Source organism: Psychrosphaera ytuae, assembly GCF_017638545.1.
Classification (GTDB): domain Bacteria; phylum Pseudomonadota; class Gammaproteobacteria; order Enterobacterales; family Alteromonadaceae; genus Psychrosphaera; species Psychrosphaera ytuae.
This window is the reverse complement of the sequence record NZ_CP072110.1, coordinates 728,262-741,917: the sequence shown is the minus strand read 5'-3', so window position 1 is coordinate 741,917 and position 13,656 is coordinate 728,262. Positions and strand designations below refer to the sequence as shown.

Annotated in this window: 11 protein-coding genes; 8 read left to right on the top strand and 3 right to left on the bottom strand. The window is 43.1% G+C overall.

All coding sequences use genetic code 11. The features are described 5' to 3' along the window. Nucleotides 1-98: 98 nt before the first annotated feature. The 6 genes from J1N51_RS03360 (at nucleotide 99) to J1N51_RS03335 (ending at nucleotide 8,209) form a co-directional block, all read left to right on the top strand. Entirely contained in the window at nucleotides 99-524 is a 426-nt protein-coding gene (locus J1N51_RS03360) for a hypothetical protein (RefSeq protein ID WP_208832579.1), read from the top strand. Nucleotides 525-684: 160 nt separating this feature from the next. Beyond that, on the top strand, nucleotides 685-2,046 hold the full coding sequence (locus J1N51_RS03355) for a TolC family protein (protein WP_232842849.1): 1,362 nt from the start codon (nucleotides 685-687) through the stop codon (nucleotides 2,044-2,046). Continuing rightward, the gene (locus J1N51_RS03350) at nucleotides 2,033-3,565 is read left to right on the top strand and encodes an efflux RND transporter periplasmic adaptor subunit (protein ID WP_232842848.1); all 1,533 of its coding nucleotides are present in this window, start codon (nucleotides 2,033-2,035) and stop codon (nucleotides 3,563-3,565) included. The genes J1N51_RS03355 and J1N51_RS03350 overlap by 14 nt, the downstream gene beginning before the upstream one ends. A gap of 18 nt (nucleotides 3,566-3,583) precedes the next feature. Further along, nucleotides 3,584-6,733, top strand: a complete 3,150-nt coding sequence (locus tag J1N51_RS03345) for an efflux RND transporter permease subunit (protein ID WP_208832578.1) — start codon at nucleotides 3,584-3,586, stop codon at nucleotides 6,731-6,733. A gap of 37 nt (nucleotides 6,734-6,770) precedes the next feature. Next, nucleotides 6,771-7,454, top strand: a complete 684-nt coding sequence (locus J1N51_RS03340; RefSeq protein WP_232842847.1) for a PepSY domain-containing protein — start codon at nucleotides 6,771-6,773, stop codon at nucleotides 7,452-7,454. Beyond that, on the top strand, nucleotides 7,451-8,209 hold the full coding sequence (locus tag J1N51_RS03335) for a PepSY domain-containing protein (protein ID WP_232842846.1): 759 nt from the start codon (nucleotides 7,451-7,453) through the stop codon (nucleotides 8,207-8,209). The genes J1N51_RS03340 and J1N51_RS03335 overlap by 4 nt, the downstream gene beginning before the upstream one ends. A 252-nt stretch (nucleotides 8,210-8,461) precedes the next feature. Here J1N51_RS03335 and cspE read toward each other — a convergent pair whose 3' ends face one another. Then, complete coding sequence (gene cspE / locus J1N51_RS03330; RefSeq protein ID WP_208832576.1) at nucleotides 8,462-8,674, bottom strand: transcription antiterminator/RNA stability regulator CspE; 213 nt, start codon at nucleotides 8,672-8,674, stop codon at nucleotides 8,462-8,464. 306 nt (nucleotides 8,675-8,980) lie between these two features. On the opposite strand from cspE, the gene J1N51_RS03325 reads away from it, so the two are divergent. After that, entirely contained in the window at nucleotides 8,981-9,748 is a 768-nt protein-coding gene (locus tag J1N51_RS03325; protein WP_208832575.1) for a lysoplasmalogenase, read from the top strand. On the opposite strand, the gene J1N51_RS03320 is transcribed toward J1N51_RS03325, so the two are convergent. After that, nucleotides 9,707-11,473, bottom strand: coding sequence for a DUF4153 domain-containing protein (locus J1N51_RS03320; RefSeq protein ID WP_208832574.1), 1,767 nt, complete (start codon nucleotides 11,471-11,473; stop codon nucleotides 9,707-9,709). The genes J1N51_RS03325 and J1N51_RS03320 overlap by 42 nt on opposite strands. Nucleotides 11,474-11,640: 167 nt before the next feature. Between J1N51_RS03320 and J1N51_RS03315 the strand changes: the two genes are divergently transcribed. Beyond that, a complete protein-coding gene (locus tag J1N51_RS03315) occupies nucleotides 11,641-12,702 on the top strand; it encodes a Kelch repeat-containing protein (protein ID WP_208832573.1) in 1,062 nt (353 codons plus the stop codon). On the opposite strand, the gene J1N51_RS03310 is transcribed toward J1N51_RS03315, so the two are convergent. Next, on the bottom strand, nucleotides 12,684-13,646 hold the full coding sequence (locus J1N51_RS03310; protein ID WP_208832572.1) for a LysR family transcriptional regulator: 963 nt from the start codon (nucleotides 13,644-13,646) through the stop codon (nucleotides 12,684-12,686). The two genes, J1N51_RS03315 and J1N51_RS03310, sit on opposite strands and share 19 nt — an antisense overlap. Nucleotides 13,647-13,656 lie beyond the last annotated feature (10 nt).

The following is a 13,656-nucleotide window of genomic DNA, read 5'->3' as shown; positions in this document are numbered from 1 at the left end:
CATAGGGATATTATAGAAGTTCTGTTGTAACTCATCTTATCGTTTACTTTTTTTGGAAAATGTCATAGCCTTTAGCTCAATTCAATATCGAGATTTTTATGGTTAATTCACTTTCAAAAGTATTAGTTGTTGCGACAATGCTAATTGCCTTAGTAGGGCAGGCGTTTGCGTATTCGGCTATGTCTTGTGAAATGACCGGTGCGTCACACGGATCTCATATGAATATGGCGGCGGATACTCATTCTGATATGAACCATGACGGAATGCACCATGGTGTTGTAGATCATATTGTTGTAGATCACAGTCTTATGAATCACGATACCGCAGACCTATCAAACACAGATGAAGATTGCTGTGAGTCAGAATGTTCATGCCCAGCAAGTGCGTGCACAAACTTAAGTATTGTAAACTCCGAAGCCTCTTCAAGCGCAATGATACAAATTAGCGAAGCTGTTTCTATGCAGCCGACTAGTCAAACCAAATCTATTTCTTCTTCTTTATATCGCCCACCGATATTTGCTTAACACAGGATCAGTCCGTCTGCATTTTAGCAAATGCGCAATGTGACTAACGAGCTGTGTTCTCAAAACCATTTTTTATTTGGTGTTCCTCTGGATTACCAAACCATTTAATTAAAGCCGTTAATAAACCAAGCTTATAAACCAGAGCAATCTGGAGACAAATATGATGATCAAACAGAGTCGTTTTTTATTACTTTTAACGCTGGTGCCTTGTCTTTTACAAGCTCAACAAACTATTACCCTAAAGCAAGCCGTTCAGCTCGCTCAGTCCAACGATCCATGGCTGCACGGTAGCAAGTTAAAGCAAACTGCGATGGAACACAAAAGTGTGGCATCGGGTTCACTGCCGGATCCAAATGTTTCGATTAGCATGGCAAACATTCCCGTCGATTCTTGGGATTTAGATCAAGAAGGAATGACTCAATTTAAAGTTGGGGTGTCTCAAATGTTTCCACGAGGCGATAGTTTGGCGATAAAAGAGCGTCAACTCACCATTGAAGCCTCTGTGTTTCCATTATTAAGAGCCGATAGAAAAGCAAAATTACAAGCAATGGTATCTGAATTGTGGTTAGACGCATTTTTGGCTCAACAAACGATTACATTGATTGAATCAGACCGTGCTTTATTTGAGCAAATGGCGGAAGTAGCGCGAGCGAGCTATTCAAATGCGATTGGTAAAACCAGACAACAAGATGTGATCAGAGCTCAGCTAGAAATTGTCCAGTTAGAAGACAGATTACAAACCGAAAAACTCGCATACGAATCGGCAATGACACGTTTGAGCGAATGGCTGCATCGATATGATCAGACTAACTTTGAATTTAGTACCCAACCAGCTAGTTTTTCTGTATCAGACTCATTGCCACAAATTAAATTGAAATCTGTGGTCTTATCGTCATTTGCAAACACCTATCAATACGACCGTAATGAACTGGCGGCTGCCTTTTCTCAACACCCCGCCATTATGGCGATTGACGTAAAGAGAAAAGCATCCGAGCAAGGCGTTGAGTTAGCAAAACAACAATACAAACCCAAATGGGGGCTGAACGCGAGTTATGGCTATCGCAATGATATGCCGTCAGGCGCTGAGCGTGCAGACTTATTTTCGGTTGGTATTACCTTTGATGTGCCGCTGTTTACCAAAAACCGTCAAGACCAAGTGGTCTCTGCATCTATAGCTGAGTCACAAGCGATAAAAACTGAAAAGTTGCTGGTGACAAAACAGATGATGAGTGCGGTTGAAAAAGAATTAAAACAACTTAACCGCTTGTCGCAGCGCCAATCGATTTATCAACAACAATTACTGACCCAAATGCACGATCAGGCAGAAGCATCCCTGACGGCTTACACCAATGACGACGGTGACTTTGCTGAGGTCGTAAGAGCCAGAATTGCCGAATTAAACGCAAGAATTGCAGCGTTAAAAATCGACGTTGAAACATTAAAAACCGTCGCTCGAATTAATTACTATTTTGCCACTAACACGAGTGCGCAAAATTTGGAGAATGATTATGCCAAACAATAACAACAACAATGGAATGTCACTTAAACTCGTCGCTGCTGTTATTTTTGGAACCCTTGTCGGTGCAGGTGCAATCAGTGCGTTACAAGGCACACCAAGCTCTACAGATGAAACCGAAGCTAGTGCAGAGAAAAAACCGCTTTATTGGGTGGCGCCAATGGACTCTAATTATCGACGAGACAAGCCGGGCAAATCGCCAATGGGCATGGATTTGATTCCTGTGTATGAAGAAGACGCGTCTGGAACGAATGATTGGGGACCTGGTGCAATTACCATTGCTCCACATGTCGTTAATAACTTAGGAGTTAGAACCTCTGAAGTGCAACTTAAAACAATGCACTCAGAAATAAAAACCGTGGGTTATGTACAGTACGATGAAGATCAGTTGGTCCACATTCACCCTAGAGTGGATGGTTGGATAGAAAAGCTCTTTGTCAAAGCGGCAGGTAACCCAGTCGAAAAAGGCCAACCTCTTTACACCTTGTATTCGCCTCAGTTAGTTAATGCTCAAGAAGAGTTGTTAATTGCGTTGAATCGGAACAACAAATCCCTTATTGCCGCCGCAACGGAGCGTTTAAGAGCGTTGCAATTGTCTGAAAAGTTTATCGATGAGCTCGAATCGAGCCGTAAAGTAAAACAAAATATCACGTTTTATTCTCCCCAATCGGGAGTGGTAGATGGCTTAAAAATCAGAGAGGGCTTTTTTGTTAAACCGGGCAATACTTTGATGAGCATTGGTAAGCTGGATCAAGTTTGGGTAGAAGCTGAAGTCTTTGAGCGAGACACTGCCGTTATAAAAGAAGGATTGGCGGTATTAATGAATCTAGACTATTTACCGGGCAAAACATGGGATGGCGTCGTTGATTATGTGTACCCAACACTAAATAGCAAAACACGGACACTGAGAGTCCGATTAAAGTTCGACAACCCAGAGCACCACTTAAAACCGAATATGTTTGCGCAAATCACGATTTTTGCAGACCAAGACAAGGAAGTGATTGTTGTGCCAAAAGAGGCGGTAATTCGCACTGGTAGCCAAGACCGTGTTGTTTTAGCCTTAGGAGAAGGGCAATTTAAGTCAATTGAAGTCACCGTCGGCAGGGTAAGCCAAGAGAGTATCGAAATCTTAGATGGACTGACGCCTGATGACGTAGTCGTCACATCTGCTCAGTTTTTAATAGATTCTGAATCAAGCAAAACCTCAGACTTTAAACGTATGACTCATGATGAAGAGCCTCAACAACTATCAGAGCCGGCAAATGCCGCAACAGTAAACGGCACTATCAACTCGATTGATCTCGCAAATCGAATTCTAAATATCAGCCGAGGACCGATAGCTAAATGGAATCGACCTGCGGTAACCATGGATTTTGTAGTGGCTGACGATGTAGACCTGTCCGGTTTTGTAGTTGGTGATGAAGTTAGATTTACCTTTGAAGTAGGTGATGACTTTGTCATAACAAACATCTCTCTGAAGGATGACAGCCCTGAAGAACATGTTGATCACAGTAATCATGAGTAGCAGATAAGGACGTTTATTATGATTGAATCAATAATTCGATGGTCCGTTGGTAATCGATTCTTTGTCGTATTGATCACCTTGATAGTTGCGTTTGGTGGACTGTATTCGATTAAAAACACACCGGTAGATGCAATACCGGATTTATCCGATGTCCAGGTGATCATCAAAACCAGTTACCCGGGCCAAGCACCGCAAGTTGTTCAAGACCAAGTCACATTTCCGTTAACCACGGCCATGTTATCTGTACCTGGCGCGCAAACCGTAAGAGGTTATTCATTTTTTGGTGACTCGTATGTCTATATCATTTTTGATGATGATACCGATTTGTATTGGGCAAGAAGCCGCGTACTTGAATATTTGAGTCAAGTTACGCCTAACTTACCAGAATCCGCTAAACCTCAATTGGGCCCCGATGCGACAGGTGTTGGCTGGGTTTATATTTATGCTTTGACGGATAAATCTGGCAATCATGATTTAAGCCAATTAAGAAGTATTCAAGATTGGTTTTTAAAATATGAATTACAAACTGTACCCGGTGTTTCCGAGGTGGCAGCTGTTGGCGGCATGGTAAAACAGTACCAAGTGCAAGTTGACCCAGATAAATTAAGAGCCTACAACGTTCCTCTCAGCCATATTCAAATGGCTCTAAAACGAGGCAATAAAGAAACCGGTGCATCGGTTGTCGAAATGGCCGAAGCCGAATACATGGTAACAGCAACGGGCTATATCCAGTCTGTACAAGACATTGAAAAGATCCCACTAGGGATGAATGACCAGGGCACGCCACTGCGTATCGGGGACGTTGCCGATGTTAATTTAGGCCCGCAAATGCGACGAGGTATTGCCGAGTTAAACGGTGAAGGCGAAGTCGTAGGTGGTGTTGTGGTAATGCGCTTTGGCGAAAACGCCCAACAAACGATTAACGGGGTAAAAGAAAAACTCAATTCACTCAAGTCTTCCTTACCTGATGGAGTAGAGATTGTTCCGGTATACGACCGTTCGACCCTCATCGATCGCGCCGTAGATAATTTGTGGGAAAAGCTGATTGAAGAGCTCGCTGTAGTCGCTCTGGTGTGCGTGGCGTTTTTGTTTCATTTGCGCTCGTCCATTGTCGCGGTTGTTACCTTACCACTGGGCATTTTAGTCGCGTTTATCATCATGTACATGCAAGGTATCAACGCCAATATTATGTCTCTTGGTGGCATTGCCATTGCTATTGGTGCTATGACAGATGGTGCCATTGTAATGATAGAAAACATGCATAAGCACATGGAGGCACTGAACAAAAAGGGCATTCCTCTGAATGACCAAAATCGCTGGGAGCTGGTGGCTAAAGCGGCCAGCGAGGTTGGTCCTGCGTTGTTCTTTAGCTTATTGATCATCACGGTGTCATTTTTACCCGTTTTCATTTTGGAAGCTCAAGAAGGTCGAATGTTTTCGCCACTGGCTTATACCAAAACGTATGCAATGGCGGCTTCTGCTGGTTTAGCGATAACGTTGGTTCCGGTTTTGATGGGCTATTTTATTCGCGGAAAGGTCATTTCAGAAAACAAAAATCCGCTTAACCGATTACTGATCAGCGTATACATGCCTGTACTAAAAGGGGTATTGAAGTTTCCTAAATCGACGATTGTGGCTGCTGTTTTAATAACTCTTGTGGGCTTTTGGCCGGTTGATAAAATTGGCAGTGAATTTATCCCGCCATTAGACGAAGGCGACTTGATGTATATGCCGACTACCTATCCGGGCATATCTATTGGTAAAGCGAGAGAGTTGTTGCAACAAACCGATAAGTTAATTCGGACCGTACCAGAAGTCGAAAACGTATTTGGTAAAGTGGGTCGAGCTGAAACTGCAACCGATCCAGCGCCACTAACAATGATAGAGACGTTTATTCAACTCAAGCCCAAGGACCAATGGCGAGAGGGAATGACGACTGAATCACTAAAAGCAGAGTTTGATCAGCTAGTTAAGTTTCCTGGTTTAACCAATGCTTGGGTAATGCCAATCAAAACTCGAATTGACATGTTGGCGACAGGTATTAAAACGCCTGTTGGGATTAAGGTGGCAGGACCAAACTTAGATACGATTCAGCAGATAGGCCAACAGATCGAACAATTACTGCCTAACGTAACGGGTACGGCTTCAGTGTACTCTGAGCGCGTTGCGGGAGGTCGATACATTAAGGTCGATATTTCGCGGGACAAAGCGAGCCGGTTTGGTCTCAACATTGAAGATGTTCAACAAGTAGTGTCAACAGCCATCGGTGGAATGAATGTGACCCAAACTGTCGAAGGCCAAGAGCGATATCCAGTTAACTTGCGTTATCCGCAGGATTATCGAGATTCACCAGAGCAGCTCGCAAGATTACCGGTTGTAACACCAGACGGACAACGAATTGCACTGGGAGATGTAGCAGACATTCGAGTCGAGAGTGGGCCACCAGGGATAAAAAGTGAAAATGCACGCATTAATGGCTGGACCTTTATCGATATTGATGGCGTTGATGTTGGTAGTTATGTTGAAAGTGCCAAGTCTTATTTGGCAAACAATCTAGAGCTGCCAGTTGGGTATTCAATTACCTGGGCCGGTCAATATGAGTATATGGAACGCGCGAAAGAAAAGCTGACCTACGTGTTACCGCTGACATTTGCGATCATTGTCATCTTACTCTATTTAAACTTCCGCTCGTTTAGCGAAGTGGCCATTATTATCGTAACTCTGCCAATGGCGATGATTGGTGGGCTTTGGTTAATGTATTTTGAGGGATTTAATTTTTCTGTTGCCGTGGGAGTTGGTTTTATAGCTCTTGCGGGTGTCGCGGTTGAAATAGGGGTAATTATGCTTGTTTACCTCAATCAGGCATATCAAAGTGCGATGGACGAGTGCAAACAAACGAACACACCGTTTACTGCTCATAAATTAGCACAGGCAATTATGGAAGGTGCCGGTATGCGAATTCGTCCCGTGATGATGACCGTAGCGACAATCATCATTGGTTTGATGCCGATATTATACGGAACAGGGACGGGCTCTGAAGTTATGAGCCGTATCGCCGCTCCTATGGTAGGCGGCATGGCTAGTGCTGTCGTCCTTACATTAATCGTGTTACCCTCGATTTATTATCTTTGGCGTTTAAACAGCCTGAAACGAGAGTCAAGGAGTTAAGTTGTTGAGGTTGAGCAGGAAATACCATAAGTGGTTAATGGCGTTTACAGGGATCCAGTTTTTGTTTTGGTCGATAACAGGCGTATATATGGTGAGTATGGATATTCACTATATTCACGGCGAATCAATAGTAAAACAACAAAAGACAGCGCTTAACCTCGACGATATACGTTACACAATAGACCAATTAGCGGCTGATTTTCCCAACGCAGATCAAATCTCACTTTCTTCGTTGCAGGGATTACCTGTTTATCGTTTCAACAATGGTGAAAGTGGTAAAGTGATGGTCGATGCCGTCAGTGGAAAGGTGGTGCCGCCAATCGATGAAACATCCGCTAAACAAATCGCTAATTATTATTACAACGGCAGCACAGACATCGTTTCCGTCACCCAAATGAGCTCTGTTTCGGATATGCCAGCAGAGTTGTCACCTCGCCACTTACCATTTTGGCAAATCCAGTATCAGGGGTTTCTGACACCCACTTTGTACGTTAGCCAACACAGCGGAGAAATCGTTGCTAAGCGCCATGATTTATGGCGTTTGTTTGATTGGATGTGGCGGTTTCATATTATGGATTATGACGATGGTGAAAATGTGGGTAACTGGCTGTTGTTTTTATTTGCCTTATTTGGAGTTGGTGCGGCGGTGACAGGAGGTGTCTTGACGTTTCATCATGTAGGTGTGGTTAAATACCGTGCTATTAAGGGTCGAACGTCATGATGCCGACACTCAAACACTTCAAAGTATTTCACAAGTGGCTGTCCGTTTTAGTCGGTATCCAGTTGATTATTTGGCTGGTGACTGGCCTTTATTTTAATTTGATGGATGCAAACTTAGCCAGTGGCAATGAACATCGGGTTCGTGTTCAATACGACCACAACTTAGCAGCATTTGATCTCATTTCAATCGCCAACGTGAGTCCGTCAAAGCTGGAAAAAGGTGATAATGATGCTTCTTTTGATGCTCCCATAAAAGTGGAGCAAATCTGGCTACTGGGCAAACCCTACTACCATTTTGTCTATGAAGCTGGCGCTCATGGCGATCAAAAGCGTGACTCCGAGCTGTTTAATGCCGTTAATGGCGAGAACGTTAAGTTATCCCCGCCTCAAGTCTTGACCATCGCTGAGCAGTCATATTCCGGTTCTGGCGAGTTATCAAAACCCATCTTGCGACAACCGCCATTTGACGATTACGTCGCTCAACAAAACCCAATGTGGCAAGTTGACGTCAAAGATGAAAATAATACGACGATTTATCTCGATGAGGTTACGGGCCAGGTGCTTCGACACGTAAACGACGACTCGAGATTAAAGGGTTTGATGCTCAAACTCCATTTTATGGATTATGGTAACACGGGTGGTTTCAATCACTGGCTAATCATATGTTTTGCGGTTGCGACTTTGTTTTTGTCAGTTACGGGTATGGTCTGGCTGGTTGAGTTGTTAAAGCGTGATCTTCACAAACGCCTTGGTTAGATTGAAACTAACCAACTGACGAATTTTTTTGTCTCGATTGCGTTTTTGAGAGTAACTGAGTGTTTGCTTTTTTTGTCTTGAAAGACGACGCTGAACTTGTTTACCGAAATGTTTAAAAATGGTGGGCAAGCACGGATGCTTATGCCGTTATAATTATGAATCATATAGTGTTGTTTGTTCTCGATGGGGCCTTTAGGCAGGATAAAAGGCTAGAAGGGTCTAGCCTTTAATTATATTAGTGTGGCGTTTAGCTTATAAAGCAATCACATTAGATGCTTGTGGGCCTTTTGGGCCTTGTTCAACATTAAACTGGACTTGCTGTCCCTCAGTTAACGTTTTGAACCCTTCAGAAGCGATAGAGCGAAAATGCACGAATACGTCCTTTCCACCATTGCTTTGAGTTAAAAAACCAAAACCTTTGTCTTCGTTAAACCATTTGACTACGCCATTTACAGAATTAGACATATTTGAAACCTTTTTTATTTAATAAGAGTGTGGTGAAAAGATTCACCGGTATTGCGATAGATACATCGAAAAAAACATTTAGCCAGTAAAGCAGAAGTAAACACAGGTCCGACTAAATTTTAAAACTTAATAAAAAAGAAGAACTAGAAGAGTAAAGTGCAGTAGTAGATAAAGCTTTAATTTTTCTAAAGCTAGGGCACTGTACGCTAGTCCATGATGCATGTATAGTTTTTATTCAAATTATTTTATTCGTTGCGTTTCGATACGCTTTACAAGGTCGGTGCAGGGAATGGGTACAGGGAAAGTATGAAGAACAAATTATTTCACCTGATATTTTTAACGTTATCCCTAAGCTATTTGGCTCTCATTGGGCAGGGTGACTATCCACTGCATTATGTTCATAAAGCACTGCCAATTATCACTTTGTTAGCTTGGGCTTGGTGCTCCCTTTCCTCGTCGCCATCATCACGACAGCTCAGAAACATAGTAATAGGTGCTTTGTTTTTTTCGGCTTTAGGAGATGTATTTTTGGCACTGTCGATTGAGCATAGTTTTGTGTTGGGGTTAAGTGCTTTTTTGACTGCTCATGTGTTTTATATTGTGGGGTTTTGGCATTTGAGGAAAGCCAGTCTCACCACTCAAGGTCCAGAGCTTCAGCCTCGAGAGCACGAAGCAAACTTAAAGGGCTCGAGGTTGGATTCTAGAAAGCTATTGATATACGCAACGCTCATTTATTTTATTGGAATGTTGCTGGTGGTACTTCCTAAAACGGGTGACTTGATGATACCGGTTGTGGTGTATATGGCTGTGATATTGGCAATGGCTATTATGGCAATGTATGTGTCACAACCTCAGCTATCATCATCTCTTAAGCTTCAATCGCCACAACTGAACTTGGGATTGGTAGCGGGTGCACTGGTGTTTGTTTTTTCTGACAGTGTGATTGCCATAAACAAATTTGTGACACCCGTTCCCTTTGAGGGCCTAGTGATTATGGTAAGTTATTATCTCGCTCAATGGCTATTAGTCACCTCAATCCTGCGACACGCGAAACTCAACGTCGCCGATTCTTAACTTATTCCACTTAGGTTTTACGATTTCAATTTTGTTTTTCTCAAGGTCAGTTTTTAAAAAGTTCTCTTTGTTTGGATTAAATGACGTCATGTAACGACTGGTCCATTCGTCGTTCTCTTTCAACCATAGATTGGCTGAGGTGTGGTGGTTCTTTTCGGTAATAACGATGAACTCTACCTGGCCGTCATCATTTAGATCTTGAGTTAAGAAGTAATAGGAATTACCACGATAACTTTTCCACTCTGAGTCAGTTTCGCTGTCATAAACAGCTTCCAACAGTGCGTCGGGGTCGTCGAGCTTCTCTTCAAAAGAAGCTTGGTTTGGCCAGTAACTGATGATGGTTTTAAACTCGTCAATGTTTAGCGGATTGGCTGTGTTGTGTCTTTCGGTATACATGCGGTCAATGATCGCTACGTGTTCTGGAGCTGAATCTCCCAGCTCAGTTTTTAACGCTTGCATTGCAAGGTAGCCTTGTCGGCCAAGAGAACGATCAAAATAATAAAAATCGAAATCTTCAATAGTGACAAGGTTCTGATTGAGTCTTGAAATTTGACTATCGGCAGAGAGTCGCTGGAAATTTACTAGCGGTGAATTTACCAGCAGCACACTCAACAAAACCACCAAGCCCATGCGGACATTGACAGTACTTAAGGTTTCTAGCCAAGCATCACGTTTTTTGATGATCCCAAATAAATAACCGGAGCAAAAACATGCCAACAATCCCCACACTAAAAAGGCCCAGCAGCGATCAACTGTCCATCCGTATTGATCAATACGCAGCCACAGACCATAAGCAGAAATAACGCTATAAATTGGTAGCAATGCCACGCCCAGATAAATTAGCCTATGTAGCCAATTAGGGTAAGGGCGCTGGTGGGATTCATTTTGATAGACCGCGTTTAAGAAAAACAAAGTTAGCGCTTGTAACCACATAACCAGCAAGCTTCCCGAACCGGTCTCCCACAATGCCGTCAAGCCAGTAAAAGGCAGAGTAGCTAAAAAGCCCAACGAGACTAACGTCAATGCAGGTAACAAAAATTTAATCAGTGTTTGTAAAATTGTGGCTATGGTGTCTGCGGTGTGGGTGATATTGCGAAATACGATAATGGCAAATCCAAAGGCTAGATTGAGGGTTGGGATGACAAACCAACTCTCTTGCAAAAGCTCTCTGAATATATTGATTTCAAGTACCGCGAATAGAGATGCTCCAAGGTGCAAAATAATCCAGAATATACCAACAAACAACACGCACTCGGCAAATACAATAAAGTTGCGCCAAGAGCGCGTAAACAGACTGCTGTAACTGATTTGGGTTAATTCGCGCTGTTGCGTTAACTCAGTCCCTTGACTGGTAAAATGCTGAAAATACATCAATGCTTTAAACGAAGCGATCAGAGAAGTAACGGCAAAAGAAAACAGCACTAAGCCGTTGTTAAAAAAGCCTGATGGCTGCTGTTGTAAGCCGACATAGGCGCCTAACAGAGACAACAAAAGCGAGAAGGGCAGGACGCAAAGCAAGGTTTTTTTAATATTGCCCTGGTTAACACATAAATAGGTTAATAGTGGGAAACTAATGGCAAAGGTAATCAAAGCAGTAAGCCATACAGAGTCTGTACCCGGCCAAACTTGTTGTTCGACACTTTGATATAGCAGGGTTAGTGTTATGCCCTGAAAAATCGCAAGAATTATGATTAGGGGTCTGGGGATTGCAAAATCTTTATCCATGTTTGTGTTCCTTGCCGTGTTTTTATTATTAATTTCCAGCCTTTGAATGTTATTTAATCATATTGAGCGTAAATAGCGAGCTTAGTCAGACTTAGCGCTTGTCTGTGGGATTTTTTGAAATATGCTATGGGCTTAGTTACCTTTTTTAATTCTTTGTTGGAGCCTGTATGAGCTTATTGTTTGCCCTTATTGTTGCCTCTTCTAATACGCTTTATGAAATACCGGATTTGCCTGAACCCGTTGCGAATAACGCGGTGGCGAAGGTCACTGTGAGTACTGAGGAGGAAAGCAAACAGGTCTACTTTTTGAGTTTTATGGGCTTAGGGAAAGGCAAAAGCCATAGTGATGTACACGACAAAGTGTTTGCTTTAAAGCTTGCTAAAAATCTCAGTGACAGTCAGTGGCAACAGAAAAAAAATGTGCCCTCTAGTTTGAGTTTAACCGGAAGGTTAGCCTCGACTGCTGTAGGCATAGGTGCAGATGCGTATTTGTTTGGTGGTTATACGGTTGCCGAAGATCACACCGAAATATCTAGTCCAGATGTGTTTAAATATGAAGTCACATCAGACACGTATACACGCCTAGCATCGATGCCAGTACCGGTAGACGACAGCGTGGCATTGAGTTATCAGGACAGATACATTTATTTGGTTAGTGGCTGGCACAATGATGGTAACGTGAACCTGACTCAGGTGTATGACATCGAGACTGATTCTTGGTTTCAGGCCTCACCTTTTTTAGGTAAAGCGGTATTCGGTCAGGCGGGAGCTATTAGTGACAACGTGATGGTTGTGTGTGATGGTGTCGAGACGGTCGCCAATCCTAACCGACGCCGCTCTTTTGGTGACGTAGCTCAATGTTTAAAGGGCACTATAGATAAAAATAACCCTGCAAAAGTTGACTGGCGAACCATCCCACACCCAACGGCAGATGCGCATTACCGAATGGCTGCAGCAAGTTATAAGGGGGCGATTTATATGATTGGTGGCTCAAACAACCCTTATAACTACGATGGTATGGGATACGACGGTAAACCAGCCCCTGCGAGTAGTCATGTATGGCGTTTTGACGTTTCAAACAATCAATGGCAAATTATTCAACCGTCAAAAACATCGACCATGGATCACAGAGGCTTGTTAGAGCACAACGGTATTTTATATCGAATCGGTGGTATGGATGCTCAACAAAACGTGATGGGTAAAGTGATTGGCTACTCTCTTAAGGAATGACGGATATAATCTAGCCATGTCGTTTTGGCCGTTTCGCCCATTGTTTTGAGCTCAGCCTTAACAAAGTCAATAAATGCCCTCGACCGTTTTGGTAAATACTGACGTTTAGGATAAACAATAAAAACGCCAGAATTGGCAAACTCGTCTATTTTGGCGAGGACTTTTATGTTTCCGGCCTCTACCTGAGATTTAATCGCAAAATGAGGGATCATCGCTAAACCGACGCCCTCTGCACATAATTCTACAAATGCACCGCCATCATCAACAATAGTGGTAGAGCTGGGCTTTATTTGGATATGTTTGCCCGAATATGAAAAGTCGATGGGCATACATCGCCCCGTTTGTCGGAACCGAAATTGAACCCAAGGTAGAGCTCGCATTTTTTCTTCGTTTAACTGGTCACCGTCAAATATATCTTGGAGGTCCAGTGATTGTTTGGCCGAAGCGCATAGAACAAAGGACATAGGACTGAGTTTTTGAGCAACTAAACGACTGTCGGCCAATGAGCCACTGCGAATAGCAACGTCTACGCCTTCGCTGATCATATCGACATAGTGATCGTTAAAACTGACATCAAGCTCAATAAGTGGGTAGGCTTTTTTGAATTTGGCTAACATGGGCAAAATATAGTTTCTGCCATAAGCAACGGGTAAATTCACTTTCAAAGGGCCTTGTGGTGTGTCATTGTCAGAAAGGAGCTCGTCTTCAACCGTTTGCAGTTGAGCGACTATATGACCGACAGAATCCGCGTATTTTTGACCCGCAGCGGTAAGGCTTAATTTGCGTGTTGAGCGATAAAAAAGCTGAACTCCTAGCTGCTCTTCCAGCTTTTTCATTGCTTTACTGACGTTGCTCGGGTCCGTTGCGTGTTTTTTTGCTGCGGCGGCAAAACTGCCAGTTTCTACCGCTGACATGAACAGCGACATACCTTTAAATTTGTCCATTTTGTCTCGT

Bases quoted from the DNA above. Each gene is read 5' to 3' on its own strand.
- J1N51_RS03360 (WP_208832579.1), top strand. From the start codon at position 99: ATGGTTAATTCACTTTCAAAAGTATTAGTTGTTGCGACAATGCTAATT.
- J1N51_RS03355 (WP_232842849.1), top strand. From the start codon at position 685: ATGATGATCAAACAGAGTCGTTTTTTATTACTTTTAACGCTGGTGCCT.
- J1N51_RS03350 (WP_232842848.1), top strand. From the start codon at position 2,033: ATGCCAAACAATAACAACAACAATGGAATGTCACTTAAACTCGTCGCT.
- J1N51_RS03345 (WP_208832578.1), top strand. From the start codon at position 3,584: ATGATTGAATCAATAATTCGATGGTCCGTTGGTAATCGATTCTTTGTC.
- J1N51_RS03340 (WP_232842847.1), top strand. From the start codon at position 6,771: ATGGCGTTTACAGGGATCCAGTTTTTGTTTTGGTCGATAACAGGCGTA.
- J1N51_RS03335 (WP_232842846.1), top strand. From the start codon at position 7,451: ATGATGCCGACACTCAAACACTTCAAAGTATTTCACAAGTGGCTGTCC.
- cspE (WP_208832576.1), bottom strand. From the start codon at position 8,674: ATGTCTAATTCTGTAAATGGCGTAGTCAAATGGTTTAACGAAGACAAA.
- J1N51_RS03325 (WP_208832575.1), top strand. From the start codon at position 8,981: ATGAAGAACAAATTATTTCACCTGATATTTTTAACGTTATCCCTAAGC.
- J1N51_RS03320 (WP_208832574.1), bottom strand. From the start codon at position 11,473: ATGGATAAAGATTTTGCAATCCCCAGACCCCTAATCATAATTCTTGCG.
- J1N51_RS03315 (WP_208832573.1), top strand. From the start codon at position 11,641: ATGAGCTTATTGTTTGCCCTTATTGTTGCCTCTTCTAATACGCTTTAT.
- J1N51_RS03310 (WP_208832572.1), bottom strand. From the start codon at position 13,646: ATGGACAAATTTAAAGGTATGTCGCTGTTCATGTCAGCGGTAGAAACT.